The following is a 14,744-nucleotide window of genomic DNA, read 5'->3' on the forward strand; positions in this document are numbered from 1 at the left end:
CGGAATTTGGGGACTTGGCGGCACGACGCTCTTACAGGGCGCATCCTCGCGGGATTCGAGATGCCCACGCCTTGAGAAAACCAAGACGCTCACTCTCACTCAAAATGTTCGCAAATGGGGAGCTCGACCGCATGGACTGCCCCCGCTCCGTGTCCGACGTCGCGACAGCGAGGGCCTCGTCGAGGCCTTGATCGAATACAGCAAGCCAAGCTGTTGCGTACAGATCGGGACTACCGCCGTGCCGATCTGCCAGGCGTTCGAGGTTGTTCCACGCCTTCAAGAAAAGCGACGGGTCCGAGCGCATTTTCTGCGCGACCAGCTTGTGTAGCGCCAAACTCTTCAGGTCGAGATCGCGGGGCGAAAACATGGCTTCAAAAACCTCAAGCTCTCACAAGCCACCGCGCTTTGTGGTGAGTTGCGGCGAAGTCCCGCAATTGCGGCTGCTGTAAGTTGTTGATTTCATTACATGCTGCGCCGGGCCTGCGCATCTCGCTTCTCACGGATGCGTGCCAGTGCCTCCATCGCTGACGCAAGTGTCGACGGCCTTGCACCGCCTTCAAGCATCAAACGCATGTGCAACTGCGTGTTGAGCAGAGGGCTCTGCCCGCAGCCACTTGATGGCCCAGATTGAGCTGCTTGCCCTGGAAATTTCTTGTCCGGCTTCATAGGAAGAAAATAGCACGTCTTCTGCCCTTGATGTGCGGGTAGGCATTGACCATCGGTGTCGCACTTCCGATGGCGAGGAGGTTGCGGAAGTGTTGGGCTGGTTCATTGTTATTTCGATCGCTGGCAATGACGAGCCAATGAAGGTTGGCGACGTACGGACGCTTGCGACCTGGCGCAGCAGCATTGGTGGTGTGGATTGGATCGATTGTCTGGTCGAGCGCCGACTAGCGAAATTCGAGTCGGGCAACGGCTAGATCAGTACGATGTCCCCGGCACCGTCCAGGTAGTGGTGGCCATAGGCGTATAGCTGATAGAAGTCGGACTGGCTGAGTTGATATTTATCGCGCCCGTTCTTCTTTTCCGTATCAAGCAACTTCCACTTCGTATCCAGAACTAGGTGCGTGTTTTGCTTTTGCTTTACCAACAGGTCGGGCTTCAAGCGGAACCATTGCTGATCATCATGCGCAACGAGGTGCTGGCTGCTTGCCTGTGCCTTCAAGACGAAGTCAGCGCGCAACTGCCTTGCCAAGTGCTTCTCGACATAGGCCTCGAACACCGCTTCCATGGGGAACAGCAGCGACGGGGCATAATGCTTTCCCATCCCAGAGATGGGGCTGAGACCCTGCAGGATCAGCTTCGCCCAGTCCAGTGCAGACTCGTAGTAGCCCATGCCTCGATCCAGCCTAATTCGCTGAATGTCTTGGGCAACATCGACTGACAGCGGAACATCAGAAAAGACAAAGCTGAGTTCACGTGCGACACGCTGGCTCTCCTGCGATCGGCACAGTGTGAGCACATGGCGGAGCGCAGTATGAATAAGGCGGTTCTCTGCGCGGTCCTGTGAAAACTCGTCATGCTCGGTAAAGAACCGGTCACGCCTGACCAGATTCTGGGTGATCTGCCGTGCCACCAACAACCGGCCACGAAGCGCAAAGAGGTTGTCTTGTCGCGCGACATAGTCACTGCGCAGACCGCGCTTAACCAGCGAACTGACGGCCAACAGGAACTGCTGGATGAACACCTCCAGGAGGGGCATGCGCTCAGCGACCAACTCCGCGTTGGCTGTCTTGATGTGCCGAAACCCGGCTAGGCACTTCAACATCTCGATAAGGAGCGCGCGCGCTTCTTCAGGCGAGGTATCCCTTCCGATCTTTGGCAGTACCTCGATCTGGAATCCGCATGGGGCACGAATGACGCCCACATAGCTGGTGACCTGAATGGCCCGCTGGCCGCTCAGTTGGGTCGGCTTGAGCCAGCCAGGGGCTTCGTCGTCATTTCGCAGGGACTGCATGTCCAGCCAAGCGAAGACACGCCTGGGCACAGCGGGTCCGACCGCTCCGGCCTTTGCTTCAACGACCTTGTCGAACTCAAAGATCGTCAGGGAATTCATCTGGCGGCCACGGCAGGTTTGGCCGCATAGATGCCTACGTAGGCATCCGGCTGATCGAGCGCGGCCGCGTTCAACTGGTAGCGAGAACGAATCGCGTACTGATCCAGCTCGTGCTCGCGGCCGAAGAGGGCCAGCAGGTCCTCCTCGCGGCCGATTTCATGCACGAATTGATGGTCCTGCTTGGCCTTCTGGTTAGTGAAGTACATATCGGGCTTGTGAGCTGCTAGGGCTGTAGTCCTACGGTCACACCATAGCGCGGTGTATAGGTAGCGTGTCGGTGAACTGCTCGAACGCAACCACCTGCTGATCTCTGAGTTGCCACACGTGCACTACCCGGGCATGCATGGGCTTGCCGGTCGCTCGGTAGGTACCGCGGTAGTCCCCCACGCCCACGACGTGGTCGCCGCCGTCGATCAGGAGCTCCAGCTCAAAGCGGTAGTCCTCCCAGGCAGCGCCCAGAACGGCAAACACATTGTCGATGACCTGCTGGGGTCCGACCCAGGTGCCTGCGCAGGGGAAGCCTGCCATCTCCGTCCAGCGGGCGTCGGGGGAAACATGGGCCATCATGCCCGCGATGTCTTTGCGGTCAGAGGCGGCGTAGTGGGCCTGGATGATCTCGTAGTTGCTTGGCATGGTGGGCTCGGCTCAGATGGGAGTGTGGGAGGGCGGGTAGCTGGTGGTGGATGCGATCTGCATGAAGGCCCCGGCAGGGTTGTTGGCGACCGAGCCGTCCCCTGCTAGGCCGAGGAACTTGCCGGTCGAGCGCTGGCTGTCGAAGTTGAAGAAGAACACCGATGCGACCGGGATCAGGAACTCGCGGAAGGTGAAGATGTACTGCTGCTCGTCGAACTGGTAGTAGGTCGCCATGTCCACGTCCCCGTGCCCGCGCTGCACGCCCACCAGGCACTGCCAGCAGTAGCGCTCGGAGCTGAGGTAGATGTGCTCGTAGGTGTGGTTGGGGCTATAGGTCTGCCAGGTACGCAGGCCGATCAGGTCACGGCTTGGCTGCGGCACGAAGCCGCTGGCCGGCCCGCCCTCCAGAGTACCCACCAGGAAGTCCTGGGCTACGCGGGGCTCGGCGCCGGCTTCTTCGGGGCTGCGCACGCGGCATTCAATGGCCAGCACACGGCGGGTGTGCAGATTCACGATCACCGTCAGTGCCGACAGCGGGCGCGCCGCAAAGCTGATGTCGATGAAGAAGGTGCCGGGCGCCACCTCGACGGCTTCGCAGGTGTCGCGGCCTTCGCCGTGCACGGTGTCCGTCCAGGCTACCTGATGCGGTTGCGGGAAGTGCAGACGGAGGGTGCGCGCAGGCAGGTCGATGTGCAGCGCCTGGCCCTGCAGGGCCTCGCTCTGCGGCAGCCGGTTGGTGGCGATGCCCGCGGCGAACTGATCGTAGGTTTTCCACCCGGCAGGGGTGGGGGTCTGGGATGCAAGCTGAGTCATGGGAGGAGCTTTCAGTGGGTGAAGGCAATGGTGGGGAGGTCAACGGCAGAGGCACCGCCATCCACCATCAGGAAGGTTCCGTTGACCATGCTCGCGCGAGGGGAAGCGAGGTAGAGCACGGCATCGGCCACCTCGCGGGGCTCGGCCGCGCGGCCCAGTGGTACGTCGCGCGCCACCAGCGCATAGGCGGCATCGACATCAGCGAGTTGGTGCTTTTCTATGAGCACCTGCATCTGCTCATCGGCCATCGCGGTGCGCACCCAGCCGGGGCAGACCGCGTTGGTGCGCACGCCGTGTCGGCCGTAGTCCCGTGCCAGCGAGCGCGTGAAGCCGATGAGCGCGTGCTTCATCGTCACATAGCCCACCACTCCGGGCCCCGCGAAGTGGCCGGCGAGGGACGAGAGCACAACCACGTTGCCGCGCCGTTCGATCAGCCCGGGCATCAGTTCGCGGGCGCAGACAAAGGCAGTGTCCAGGTTCAGGCGGGTGGCCATGTGCCAGGCCTCATCGTCGGTGGCAGTGAGCTCGCCCACGCCATGACCGCCCGCATTGGCCACCAGCACATCGATGCCGCCAAAGTGCGCGCGCGCCTCGGCCAGAGCGGCGCGCACGTCCTGCGCATTGGCGGCATCGCCGGCCACCACCAGCCCGCCGATCGGCTCGGCCACGGCGAGCAGGGGCCCCCGCCGGCGGCCCATGAGCACCACGCGCCCTCCGGCTGCCACGAACTGCTGCGCTACCGCGGCGCCGATGCCGGTGCCGCCACCGGTGATGAAGGCCACCTTGCCTTCGAACTCGTTGATTGACATGGACTGAACACCTCCGTGAGTTGGAACGGATCGAGTCTAGTAACGCCTCCTCGCAGCCCGGTTCGCTGTCAGCGCACAAACTGTTGACCGGCAACGCACGGGGCCGCATCGGGCGTTTACGGCGCGCAAGGGTCTGGCCACACTGGCCGCCATGAACTTCGATCACATCCTCATTGGTGCCGGCTCCGCCGGTTGTGTGTTGGCGTACCGCCTGGTGCGTGCGGGGCGGCGCGTGTTGCTGCTGGAGGCCGGGCCGACACACGAGCACCCCTTCGTGCGCATGCCCGCCGCGTTCGTGCGGGTCATCGGCACCGAGCGCTCCTGGGACTACACCAGCGAACCCCAGCCCCATGCCGACGGGCGCCGGATGCATGTGCCGCAGGGGCGCATGCTGGGGGGCGGCAGCTCGCTCAATGCGATGGTGTACATACGCGGCCAGGCTGCGGACTACGACAGCTGGCGCGACGCTGGCTGCACGGGCTGGGGCTGGAGCGACGTGCTGCCCGCCTTTGTGCGGGCAGAGTCCAACGAGCGGTATGAAGGGCCCCTGCACGGGCGCGACGGGCCGCTCAAGGTCAGCGAGCCGCGCTTTCGCCACCCACTCAGCGCAGCCTTCGTGGCCGCCGCGCAGCAGGCCGGCCTGCCCGCCAATCCCGACTTCAACGGGGCCACGCAGGCCGGGGTGGGCTTTTATCAGTCCACCACCTTCCGGGGCGAGCGTGGCTCCACGGCTGCAACCTACCTGGCGGCGGTGCGGCGCGACAAACGTCTGGCCGTGCGCACGGGCGTGCAGGTGCGCCGCATTCTGGTGGAGGCCGGGCGCGCCGTGGGCGTCGAGTTCTTGGAGGCAGGGCAGCTGCAGCAGGTGCGTTGTGCGCGGGACGTGCTGCTCAGTGCAGGGGCACTGGCCTCGCCCAAGCTGCTCATGCTGTCGGGTATCGGCCCGGGGGAGGACCTGCATCGGCTGGGCATCCCGGTGCACGCCGACAGCCCGGGTGTGGGGCAGAACTACCAGGACCATCTGGAGGTGAGCGTCTATGCGCGCACGCGCCGGCCCATCAGCCTGCTGGGGCAGGACCGGGGGCTGCGCGCGCTGCGCCACGGGCTGCAATGGCAGCTGCTGCGCAGCGGGCTGCTCACCTCGAATGTTGTGGAGTCCGGCGGGTTTGTGGACACCCTGGGCACGGGCCGCCCCGACGTGCAGTTTCATGTGCTGCCGGTGCTGGTGGGCGATATGGAGCGCGAACCTCTGCCAGGCCATGGTCTGTCGATCAACCCCTGCTTTCTGCGCCCGCAGTCGCGTGGCTCGGTGGCGCTGCGCAGCCCCGATCCGGCGCAGCCCATCCTGTTCGATGCGGGGGCGCTGCGCGCGCAGGCCGATGTGGACACGCTAGTGCGCGGCGTGAAGCTGGCGCGCAGGATCTTGCGCGCGCCAGCGCTGGCGGACGTGGTTGAGCACGAGCTGCTGCCCGGCGCTGCGGCCACGCTCAGCGATGCGCAGATCGAGGCCCATGTGCGCTCTCACGCCAAGACTGTCTACCACCCCGCAGGCACCTGCCGCATGGGGGGCGAGGCTGCGTCGGTGGTGGATACGCAGCTGCGCGTGCGGGGCGTGGCGGGGCTGCGCGTGTGCGATGCCTCGGTGATGCCCACGCTGCCCTCGGGCAACACCAACGCGCCCACCATCATGCTGGCCGAGCGCTGCGCCGATTTTGTGTTGCAGGCCGCTTGAACTTGCGCGCACAGGCAACACGGGCTGCGCTCTGGGGCAAGGGCGCAAGGCTTGTGCTGCCTAGACTGAACTTCTCTCTTTGCAGCCCCCACACCGCCACACACTATGAATCCATTTGATCTTTCCAACCAGCAGCTCCAAGGCGCAAAGTTCCTGTCCGAGCGCCGCGTCGGCAACGTCATCGGCGGTGTGAGTGGCCCGGCGCTGTCGGGCCGCTGGCTGCCCGTGACCGACCCGGCCACCGAGATGGTGGTGGCCGAGGCGCCCGACAGTGATGCGGCCGATGTTGACCTGGCAGTGGCCAGCGCCCAGCGCGCGTTCAGCAGCAGCGCCTGGCGCGGCCTGCGCCCCGCAGACCGCGAGAAGCTGCTGTTCAAACTGTCGGAGCTGATCGAGCGCCACGCCGACGAATTGAGCGCGCTGGAGACATTGCAAAGCGGCAAGCTGCAAGCGGTTGCGCGGGCGATTGACGTGCAGGCCGGTGCCGAGTTCGTGCGTTACATGGCCGGCTGGGCCACCAAGCTCGAAGGCCAGACGCTCGACAACTCCATCCCCATTCCCGGCCCGCAATGGGTGACCTACACGCGCCGCGAACCCGTGGGCGTGGTGGGGGCCATCGTGCCCTGGAACTTCCCGCTGGCGATTGCGCTGTGGAAGATCGCGCCTGCGCTGGCCGCAGGCTGCACCGTGGTGCTCAAGCCCTCGGAAGACACGCCGCTCACGGCCCTGCGCCTGGCGCACCTGGCGCTGGAGGCCGGCATCCCCGAAGGGGTGCTGAACGTGGTATGCGGGCGCGGTGCCACCGCTGGTGCGGCGCTTATCGCCCACTCAGGCGTGCGCAAGCTCAGCTTCACTGGTTCCACTGCGGTGGGCAAGGTGGTGGGGCACGCGGCCGTGGAGCACATGGCGCGCTTCACGCTGGAGCTGGGCGGCAAGAGCCCGGCCGTGGTGATGGAGGACGCCGACCCCTCGCAGGTGGCGCAGGGCATTGCCATGGGCATCTTTTTCCACCAGGGCCAGGTGTGCACCGCCAGCTCGCGCCTGCTGGTGCACCGCAGCCTGTACCGCCGCGTGCTGGACGAGCTGGCTGGCATTGCCGAGGGCATGAAGATTGGCTCCGGCTTTGATGCGGCCACGCAGTTCGGCCCGCTGACCTCCAAGACCCACTTTGCACGCGTGATGAACTACATCGCGTCGGCCAAGGCCGAGGGCGCCACGCTGGTGGCGGGCGGTGCGCGGGTGCTCGACGCCGGTTGCTTTGTGCAGCCCACGATTTTTGCCGACACCACGGCGCAGATGCGCGTGGTGCGGGAAGAGGTGTTCGGCCCCGTGCTGGCGGTGGCACCTTTCGACGATGTGGAAGACGCCATCGCCGCCGCCAACGACACCCCCTACGGGCTGGCCGCCAGCCTGTGGACGCAGAGTCTGTCCCATGCCCACCGCATCGTGCCCCGCCTGCAGGCGGGCGTGGTGTGGGTGAACGCGCACAACGTGCTGGACGCCGGACTGCCCCTGGGCGGTATCAAGCAATCCGGGACCGGGCGCGACCTCGGGCGTGCGGCCGTCGAAGGGTTCACCGAAGTGAAGAGTGTGTGCATGGCCGTTTGAGCAAAGAACGCCCAGGCCCTGCCATCGAGTCCGTAGCAACAACCACAGGAGACAAACACCATGAAGAACATCCATCGCATCACCACGTTGTCGGCCATGGCGCTGGCCGCAGCCTTCGCGTCCTCGGGCGCCTTCGCACAGTCCAAGTGCGGCCTGGGCAATGGCAAGAAAGCCGAGGGCGAGCCCATCGCCATCGGGGCCGTGGTCGGCAAGACGGGGCCGGACGATTTCAGCTCGTCGGCGCAGGCGGCGGCGGCCTATTTCAAGTGCGTGAATGAGAACGGCGGCATCCATGGCCGCCCGGTTGAGTACATCGTTGCCGATGACCAGTGGAACCCCGAGGCGGCCGCGCAGGTGGCCAGCAAGCTCGTGAAGGACCGCAAGGTGGTGGCGCTGGCAGGCAACACCAGCTTTGTCGAATGCGGCGCCAACGCCAAGATGTATTCCGACGAGGGCGTGATGGTGGTGGCCGGCACTGGCGTGCCGCGCGAGTGCTTCAACGCGAAGAACTATGTGCCGATCAACTCCGGCCCACGCGTCAGCGCCACCATTGCCGCGATGTATGCCGCGCAGGCCTACAAGAGCAAGAAGATGGTCTGCATCATTCCCAACATCCCCAGCTTGGGCAACTGGGCCTGCGAAGGGCCCAAGGCCTGGGGCAAGGCGAATGGCGTCCAGGTCGAGACCATCGCTATTGACCCGGGCTCGGCCGATGCCACCTCGGTGATGCTGCAGGCGGCTTCCAAGAAGCCCGACACCATCATCATGAACGTGCCCAAGGGCATCCTCGTGCCCATGCTGGCCGCAGCCGAGCAGCAGAACCTGGGCAGGAAGATCCACTTTGTGTCTGCCGCGCCGGCCTACAGCGCCGATGTGCCCAAGGCCATTGGCCCGTACTGGAACAAGAACTTTGCCGTCAACCTGGAGTTCAACCCGCTGGAGTCCAAGGGCCCCGACAACCTGAACTGGCAGGCCGTCATGAACTCGCATGGCGCCAAGACCGACCCGCGCGACACCTTCTCGCAGGCCGGCTACCTGGCGGCCCGGCTGCTGACAGAGACGTTGCTCAAGCTGGACCCCAAGAAGATTGACCGCGCCTCCGTCACCGACGCGCTGCGCAAGGTCGGTGACTTCCGCAGCGACATCCTCTGCAACCCCTTCTATGTGGGCGCAGGCAGCCGCCACAACGCCAACAACGCGGGACCCATGGTGGTGGTCGATGGCAACGGCTTTGCCACCGTCTCCAAGGGCTGCTTGATGGCCGACGACCCGGAGCTGGCCGACGTGCGCGCCGACGAGAAAAAGATCGGTCTGAAGTAACACCGTGCCGTGATGTGACCAGGATCGCTTGCCATGCCTGACTTATTGCCTTTTGTCATCTCCGGCCTCGGTGTGGGCGCGGTCTACGCGCTGTCCGGGGTGGGGCTGGTGGTGCTGTACCGCTCGTCCGGGGTGCTGAACTTTGCGTTTGGTGCACTCGGTGCGCTGGGGGCCTATGTCGCCTGGTCGATGCTGGAGGCCGGTTGGCCCCAGGCGCTGGCCTGGGCCGCCAGCGTGGTGGTGGCCATGCTGCTGTCTCTGGCCTATGGTCGCCTGATCGCGCCGCGCCTGGCGCAGCGCAATCCGACCATCCGCAGCATCGGCACCCTGGGCTTTGCGCTGGTGGTGCTGGGCTTGACCGAGTGGTTCTGGGGCGAACAGCCCCGGCGCCTGGTGCTGCCCACCGATGCGGGCGCGCTGGAGCTGGCCGATGTGCGCCTGACCTACACCCGGGTCATGGGCCTGGCCCTGGCGGTGGCGATGATGGCGGGCATCGGCCTGCTGCTGGCGCGCACGCGGGTCGGACTGAAGATGCGGGCGCTGGCCAACGATCGCGACCTGAGCGCGCTGCTGGGCATCCGTGTGCTGCAGGTGGACACGGTGGCCTGGGTGCTCAGCGGCGCCTTCGCGGGCGTGTGTGGCCTGTTGCTGGCCAACATTGTGCGCCTGCAGGCCACGCTGCTGACCTTTCTGGTGATTCCTGCGTTTGCCGCCGCCATCATCGGCCGGCTGGAGTCGCTGCCCGCCACGGTGGTGGGGGGCATTCTGATCGGCGTGCTGGAGGCACTGGCCATCGTGGTCCCCGGCCTGGCCGCCTTCCGCAGCGCCACCCCCTTTCTGGTCGCGCTGCTGATGATCGCTTTCCATCAATCGAACACCCGTATGGCCTAGGCATGACGCCCATTTCTATTGCAAACCCTATGGCAACTCCTCTTTCGATTGACGCGCTGGACGCCGCGCTGGACCAGGTGCGGCGACAGCGGTGGCGCTCCCTGCTGGTGATGTTGGGCACGCTGCTGGTGCTGGGCGCCGTTTTGCCCTGGCTAGCCAATGCCTACTGGACCAAGACCTTCAGTTCGGCGCTCGCGCTGTCGGTGGCGGCCGCTGGCGTTGGCCTGCTCTACGGCCAGCTGGGCCTGGTGTCGTTGTGCCAGTTTGCGCTGTTGGGCGTGGGGGGCTGGGTGGCGCTGCGCATCAGCCATGGCGGTGGTTTACCGTTCGAGCTGTGTGTGCTGGCTGCCGGCCTGGTGTCGGCCCTGGTCGGCATGCTGGCGGGCCTGCCGGCGCTCCGCTTGAAGGGGCTGTACCTGGCCCTGGTCACCCTCATGCTTGCAGGCGGCTTTCAGGTGGTGATCACGGTCATTGGTTTTCCCGATGGCGGCACGGGCTGGCTGGGCCGGGTCGAGGGCAGCGAGCGCCTGCTGATGGCGCGCCCGGCGCTGGCCTTGTCCGACTCGGCCTACCTGCGCTATGTGGTGCTGTGGCTGGCTGGCGTGCTGGCGCTCATCGAACTGCACCGCCGCACACGCGCAGGCCGCTCATGGGCGCTGATTCGCCGGGGCGAGGCGGCAGCCATCGGGGCCGGGGTCAACGTGCTGCGGTATCAGACCTGGGCCTTTGCGCTGGCGGGCTTTTGTGCCGGCGTGGGAGGCGCGCTGCTGGCCGGTGGGGTGGGGCAGCTCGACGGGAGGGCCTTTGGGGCCAGCGAGTCGGTAATGCTGTTCGCGCTGTCGGTGGTGGGCGGCGTGCACCACTGGCTGGGCGCCATCGTGGCTGGCCTGATGCTGCGCGCGGTGCCGTCGCTGCTGACCGACTACAACGTCAATGGGTTTCTCGCCATGGTCTTCTTTGGCGCGGCCCTGCTGCACGCGCTGATCACGACGCAGGAAGGGGTGGCGGGGCAGGTGTTGGGTCTGCTGCGCCGCCTGCAGGCCCGGATGGCCGGAGGGAGTGCCCCATGATCGCCATCAGCAACCTGACGGTGCAGTTTGGCGGTGTCAAGGCCATCGCCGGTTTGGACGCCGTGTTGGATCAACCGGTGTGTGGACTCATTGGCCCCAACGGGGCTGGCAAGACGACGCTGGTCAATGTGCTCAGCGGGCTGGTGCAGCCGCGCAGCGGCAGCATCACCGTGGACGGCACCGACCTACTGGGCCTGACTCCCACGCAGCGCGTGCGCTTCGGGCTGCGGCGCTCGTTCCAGACTGAGCAGGTGGTCGAAGACCTGGACGTGTGGAGCAATGTGCAGGCCATGCTGGACCATGTGCCGCATGAGCGCGCGGGCGTAAAGGCCGAGGTGGGGCGTGTGATCGACTACGTGGGCCTGGTGCCCGTGGCCACGGTGCCGGGTGCGCGGCTGAACCTGTTTCAGCGACGCATGGTGGAGATCGCCAAGGCCCTGGTGGGCGCGCCCCGTTTGCTGCTGTTCGACGAACCCGGCGCGGGCCTTACTGAACACGAGGCGGTGCTTTTGCGCCGTGCGCTTGTGGGCATCCAGGAATTTTGCGGTGCGCAGGTGCTGCTGATCGACCACGACGTGGATCTCATCAAGACCACCTGCACCCAAACCCTGGTGCTGGATTTTGGCCAGCGCCTGGCGCTGGGCCCGACCCACGCGGTGCTCGAAGACTCTGCGGTGCGCCGCGCCTACCTGGGCGCTGAGGAGTGAATGCCATGCTGTGTGTGAACAATCTGGTGGTGCAGCGCGGGGGCAAGAGCGTGCTGCATGGCGTGTCGCTGCAGGTGGCGCCGGGGCAGATCACCGCGCTGGTGGGCGCCAACGGAGCGGGCAAGTCCAGCCTGGTCATGGCCCTGGCGGGGGCTTTGCCGCTGGTGTCGGGTGGCATTGAGCTGGATGGTGCGGCGCTTTCGGGGCGCAGGCCCGAGGCGGTGCGTGCGGCGGGCGTGGCCGTGGTGCCCGAGGGACACCGCGTGCTGGGCGACCTGTCGGTGCGCGACAACCTGCGTGCTGCCGCCACGGCCTGGCCTGCGCGCCAGGTGCAGGCGGAGGTGGACCGCGTGCTGGCGGTGATGCCTGAGCTCTCAGAGAAGATGGATGCGCTGGGCCGTTCGCTCTCGGGCGGGCAGAAGCAGATGGTCTGCGTGGCGCAGGCTTTGATCGCACGGCCGCGCTACCTGGTGCTAGACGAGCTGTCGCTGGGGCTGGCGCCCACGGTGGTCAAGCGGCTGGTGGCCCTGGTGCAGCAGGTGGCGGCGCAGGGCGTGGGGGTGCTGTTGATCGAGCAGTTCACCAGTGTGGCCCTGGCTGTTTCGCAGAACGCCTACGTGCTTGAACGCGGGCGCGTGGCATTTGGCGGCCTGGCCCAAACGCTGCGCGAGCAGCCGGACATCCTGCACAGCAGCTACTTGGCGGCCTGAACCCGCCCCGACGAGGCAACCCGTCCACGAGGGATCTGTATGAACGACAAGCCAACGGGCCGATCGGCGCCCGCTTACCCCAGCGCGTGGAGGGTGCTGCCGCTGGCCGCATCCCTGCTGCTGTGTGCCGACCGGGCAATGGCGCAGGCAGCGCCCCGGCCACCCATCGTGGTCGGTGCGATCAGCAGCCTCAGCGGCCCAGTGGCCTTCCCGGAATCCACCGACGCGGTGCGCGCCTATTTCGAGGTGATCAATGCCGCAGGCGGCGTGCAGGGCCGGCCCCTGAAGCTGGTCGTCGAAGATGACAAAGGGGAGCCCGAGCAGGCGCGGCAGGCGGCGCGCAAGCTGGTGGGCGCGTTGAACGTGGTGGCGCAGGTGGGCAGCGCCAGCATCGTCGACTGCGCCGCCAATGCCGCGGAATATGCGCGCCGTGGCGTGGTGTCGATCCAGGGCACGGGCGTGGAGCCGGCCTGCTTCGAATCGGCGAACGTTGCGCCCGTCAACACGGGGCCGTATCTGTCGGTCGCCACGGCACTGCAGTTTGCTGTCGACGTTCTGAAGCGCCAGCGGCCTTGCGTCCTGCTGCTTGAACTGCAGGGCACGGTGCCTGCGTACCAGCGTGTGATCGCGGACTGGTCGCAGCGCGTTGGCCGCAAGCCGGCGCTGGTGGCTGTCTTCACCGGCGGCACCGACCCCGCTCAGCTGTGGCAACAGGTCGTGCGCGAGCGTTGCGACGCCGTCGTCTACACCGGGGTCGAGCCCATGGTCATCGGATGGATGCAGGCGGGCCGCGATCTGCGCGACGTGGCTGCGATGCCGCGGATTTTTCTCACGCCGGCCTATACCGACCGGGTGGCCAGCGTGCTCGGCAACGCCACCGTCAGCCCCATCTACGCGATGTCGGAGTTCGAGCCTTGGTCCAGCCGCTCGGGCTGGCTCAGCGACTGGCGGGCGGTGATGCGCGGTGGCAAGGTGCCGCTGTCGTCGTTCTCCCAGGGCGGCTACATGGCGGCGCAGGTGTTCGTGCGCGTGCTGCGCGGGATCCAGGGCGAGATCACCCGCGCGAGCGTGACCGAAGCCTTCAAGCAGATGCCCCCGATGGAGCTGGCCTCCGCCGGCACGCCGTTCCAGTTCGGTGAGCGCGACACCCACAACCCGAACCGGGCGACGCTGCCGGTACGCCTGGACAACGGCCGCTGGCGCATCGCGCACCACAGCTGGATCGTGGTGCCCGAATAGCTGCCTGGGCAACGGATCACGTTCACTTCGGCACGCGCGCCGAACGCCTGCGCGCAGCGGCGCAGGTCACCCAACCCCGTGGAGTGGAGGATGCGCTCAGTGAACGCCGCGCTTCAGGAACTCGCTCGGTGTGCAGCCGAACTCCTGCTTGAACAGGCGGCAGAAATGCGCGTTGCTGTTGAAACCCCAGCGATAGGCCAGCGCTGAAATCGAGACCTTCGACGTGTTGGCGCCCACCAGGGCCTGTTTGCAGCGTTCGAGCCGCGACAGCCATATCTGGCGATCCAGCGTGTGGGCCTCACCTTGGAACAGGGTGTGCAGATAGCGCTTGGAGCAGCGCATTTCGTGTGCGATGCGTTCCACGGTCAGGTCCGCGTCGTCCAGGTGGCTCTGGATGTACTGCCGCACCCGTGCGCGCATGGCTTCGGGCAGCGGCATGCGTTCGGGGGCATCGCCGCGCTGGGCCTGCAGCGCCTGCGCGAGCAGGCCCAGCGTGGTCTCCGACAGGGGTTCTCCCACGGTATCGGGCAGGGTGCTCAGCTGCGCCGCCAAGGCGCCCAAAAAGGACGACAGCACCTGGTACAGGGCCCGCAGTTCGGGCGCATCGGCTTCGCAGGTGTGCAGCGAGCCCAGCGGCAGGTGGCCGAGCTTGCCGCGCGGAATCTGCACCACCAGCTGGCGGATCGACTCCTGCGAGGTGATGGTGTAGGGCACGCGCGGGTCGTACAGGCTCCAGTCTCCGGGCTGTAGGCAGAAGTTGGCGTCGCGCTGGCGGATGTCGCTCACGCCCTTGAGCTGCAGCAGCAGCTTGAAACTGTCGTGGCGCGGGTCGCTGGCGGCCCGGTCGCGCAGGATGCGGTGGGCGGGGGCGTCAATGGTCAGCATGCGCAGGGCACCGGCCTCCCAGGCCTTCATGCGTGCATCAAAGGGCTCCTCGCCCATGGCCTGCGCCTGCAAGGGGCCAAAGTAGTGGTCCGAGGCCGATTGCCATTGCTGGAGCTGTTGCCGCAGCGGCAAACCATGGGTTTCGTGGGTCGCGCATTTCATGCTGTGTCTCCAGTTGGGGCCCATCTTCGCGGGCTCGCAGCGCTTGCAAAGAGCGCGTGATTCGATCACAAAACCGCCCGCGGCGTACCACGGGTTTTCGAGCGGGCGC

At 66.2% G+C, this 14,744-nt stretch carries 15 protein-coding genes; 8 read left to right on the forward strand and 7 right to left on the reverse strand.

The window, feature by feature from the left end; genetic code table 11:
- Positions 1 to 31: 31 nt before the first annotated feature.
- The 6 genes from AC07OC_RS16690 to AC07OC_RS16715 all read right to left on the reverse strand — a co-directional run bounded on the left by AC07OC_RS16690 (position 32) and on the right by AC07OC_RS16715 (position 4,305).
- Positions 32 to 367, reverse strand: coding sequence for a hypothetical protein (locus tag AC07OC_RS16690; protein WP_218339843.1), 336 nt, complete (start codon positions 365 to 367; stop codon positions 32 to 34).
- A gap of 549 nt (positions 368 to 916) precedes the next feature.
- Positions 917 to 2,056 (reverse strand): McrC family protein, encoded by a 1,140-nt coding sequence (locus tag AC07OC_RS16695; RefSeq protein ID WP_218339842.1) that lies wholly within the window; start codon positions 2,054 to 2,056, stop codon positions 917 to 919.
- Positions 2,053 to 2,262, reverse strand: coding sequence for a hypothetical protein (locus AC07OC_RS16700; RefSeq protein ID WP_218339841.1), 210 nt, complete (start codon positions 2,260 to 2,262; stop codon positions 2,053 to 2,055). Before AC07OC_RS16700 ends, AC07OC_RS16695 begins: the two co-directional genes overlap by 4 nt.
- A gap of 37 nt (positions 2,263 to 2,299) precedes the next feature.
- Positions 2,300 to 2,689, reverse strand: coding sequence for a nuclear transport factor 2 family protein (locus AC07OC_RS16705; RefSeq protein ID WP_218339840.1), 390 nt, complete (start codon positions 2,687 to 2,689; stop codon positions 2,300 to 2,302).
- Positions 2,690 to 2,701: 12 nt separating this feature from the next.
- Positions 2,702 to 3,502, reverse strand: a complete 801-nt coding sequence (locus AC07OC_RS16710; RefSeq protein ID WP_218339839.1) for a MoaF C-terminal domain-containing protein — start codon at positions 3,500 to 3,502, stop codon at positions 2,702 to 2,704.
- Between the two features lie 11 nt (positions 3,503 to 3,513).
- Positions 3,514 to 4,305 carry an SDR family NAD(P)-dependent oxidoreductase gene (locus AC07OC_RS16715; RefSeq protein ID WP_218339947.1) on the reverse strand — a complete coding sequence of 264 codons (792 nt, stop codon included), beginning with the start codon at positions 4,303 to 4,305 and terminating at the stop codon, positions 3,514 to 3,516.
- A gap of 157 nt (positions 4,306 to 4,462) precedes the next feature.
- Here AC07OC_RS16715 and AC07OC_RS16720 point away from each other — a divergent pair, with 157 nt between their 5' ends.
- The 8 genes from AC07OC_RS16720 to AC07OC_RS16755 all read left to right on the forward strand — a co-directional run bounded on the left by AC07OC_RS16720 (position 4,463) and on the right by AC07OC_RS16755 (position 13,588).
- Complete coding sequence (locus AC07OC_RS16720) at positions 4,463 to 6,043, forward strand: GMC family oxidoreductase (RefSeq protein ID WP_218339838.1); 1,581 nt, start codon at positions 4,463 to 4,465, stop codon at positions 6,041 to 6,043.
- A 105-nt stretch (positions 6,044 to 6,148) separates the two neighbouring features.
- Positions 6,149 to 7,651 carry an aldehyde dehydrogenase family protein gene (locus AC07OC_RS16725; RefSeq protein ID WP_218339837.1) on the forward strand — a complete coding sequence of 501 codons (1,503 nt, stop codon included), beginning with the start codon at positions 6,149 to 6,151 and terminating at the stop codon, positions 7,649 to 7,651.
- A gap of 96 nt (positions 7,652 to 7,747) precedes the next feature.
- Positions 7,748 to 8,971, forward strand: a complete 1,224-nt coding sequence (locus AC07OC_RS16730) for an ABC transporter substrate-binding protein (RefSeq protein ID WP_255591075.1) — start codon at positions 7,748 to 7,750, stop codon at positions 8,969 to 8,971.
- Positions 8,972 to 9,004: 33 nt separating this feature from the next.
- The gene (locus tag AC07OC_RS16735; protein ID WP_218339835.1) at positions 9,005 to 9,862 is read left to right on the forward strand and encodes a branched-chain amino acid ABC transporter permease; all 858 of its coding nucleotides are present in this window, start codon (positions 9,005 to 9,007) and stop codon (positions 9,860 to 9,862) included.
- Between the two features lie 29 nt (positions 9,863 to 9,891).
- Positions 9,892 to 10,932 (forward strand): branched-chain amino acid ABC transporter permease, encoded by a 1,041-nt coding sequence (locus tag AC07OC_RS16740; RefSeq protein ID WP_218339834.1) that lies wholly within the window; start codon positions 9,892 to 9,894, stop codon positions 10,930 to 10,932.
- Complete coding sequence (locus AC07OC_RS16745; protein WP_218339833.1) at positions 10,929 to 11,639, forward strand: ABC transporter ATP-binding protein; 711 nt, start codon at positions 10,929 to 10,931, stop codon at positions 11,637 to 11,639. Before AC07OC_RS16740 ends, AC07OC_RS16745 begins: the two co-directional genes overlap by 4 nt.
- Before the next feature lie 5 nt (positions 11,640 to 11,644).
- Positions 11,645 to 12,349, forward strand: a complete 705-nt coding sequence (locus AC07OC_RS16750; protein WP_218339832.1) for an ABC transporter ATP-binding protein — start codon at positions 11,645 to 11,647, stop codon at positions 12,347 to 12,349.
- Between the two features lie 39 nt (positions 12,350 to 12,388).
- Positions 12,389 to 13,588, forward strand: a complete 1,200-nt coding sequence (locus tag AC07OC_RS16755; protein WP_218339831.1) for an ABC transporter substrate-binding protein — start codon at positions 12,389 to 12,391, stop codon at positions 13,586 to 13,588.
- Between the two features lie 96 nt (positions 13,589 to 13,684).
- Here AC07OC_RS16755 and AC07OC_RS16760 read toward each other — a convergent pair whose 3' ends face one another.
- Positions 13,685 to 14,635, reverse strand: a complete 951-nt coding sequence (locus tag AC07OC_RS16760; RefSeq protein ID WP_494601762.1) for an AraC-like ligand-binding domain-containing protein — start codon at positions 14,633 to 14,635, stop codon at positions 13,685 to 13,687.
- Positions 14,636 to 14,744 lie beyond the last annotated feature (109 nt).

Source organism: Acidovorax sp. GW821-FHT10E04 (genome assembly GCF_059415185.1).

Excerpts from the sequence above, each read along its gene's own strand:
- AC07OC_RS16690 (WP_218339843.1), bottom strand. The coding sequence starts at position 367 with ATGTTTTCGCCCCGCGATCTCGACCTGAAGAGTTTGGCGCTACACAAG.
- AC07OC_RS16695 (WP_218339842.1), bottom strand. The coding sequence starts at position 2,056 with ATGAATTCCCTGACGATCTTTGAGTTCGACAAGGTCGTTGAAGCAAAG.
- AC07OC_RS16700 (WP_218339841.1), bottom strand. The coding sequence starts at position 2,262 with ATGTACTTCACTAACCAGAAGGCCAAGCAGGACCATCAATTCGTGCAT.
- AC07OC_RS16705 (WP_218339840.1), bottom strand. The coding sequence starts at position 2,689 with ATGCCAAGCAACTACGAGATCATCCAGGCCCACTACGCCGCCTCTGAC.
- AC07OC_RS16710 (WP_218339839.1), bottom strand. The coding sequence starts at position 3,502 with ATGACTCAGCTTGCATCCCAGACCCCCACCCCTGCCGGGTGGAAAACC.
- AC07OC_RS16720 (WP_218339838.1), top strand. The coding sequence starts at position 4,463 with ATGAACTTCGATCACATCCTCATTGGTGCCGGCTCCGCCGGTTGTGTG.
- AC07OC_RS16725 (WP_218339837.1), top strand. The coding sequence starts at position 6,149 with ATGAATCCATTTGATCTTTCCAACCAGCAGCTCCAAGGCGCAAAGTTC.
- AC07OC_RS16730 (WP_255591075.1), top strand. The coding sequence starts at position 7,748 with ATGGCGCTGGCCGCAGCCTTCGCGTCCTCGGGCGCCTTCGCACAGTCC.
- AC07OC_RS16735 (WP_218339835.1), top strand. The coding sequence starts at position 9,005 with ATGCCTGACTTATTGCCTTTTGTCATCTCCGGCCTCGGTGTGGGCGCG.
- AC07OC_RS16740 (WP_218339834.1), top strand. The coding sequence starts at position 9,892 with ATGGCAACTCCTCTTTCGATTGACGCGCTGGACGCCGCGCTGGACCAG.
- AC07OC_RS16745 (WP_218339833.1), top strand. The coding sequence starts at position 10,929 with ATGATCGCCATCAGCAACCTGACGGTGCAGTTTGGCGGTGTCAAGGCC.
- AC07OC_RS16750 (WP_218339832.1), top strand. The coding sequence starts at position 11,645 with ATGCTGTGTGTGAACAATCTGGTGGTGCAGCGCGGGGGCAAGAGCGTG.
- AC07OC_RS16755 (WP_218339831.1), top strand. The coding sequence starts at position 12,389 with ATGAACGACAAGCCAACGGGCCGATCGGCGCCCGCTTACCCCAGCGCG.
- AC07OC_RS16760 (WP_494601762.1), bottom strand. The coding sequence starts at position 14,635 with ATGAAATGCGCGACCCACGAAACCCATGGTTTGCCGCTGCGGCAACAG.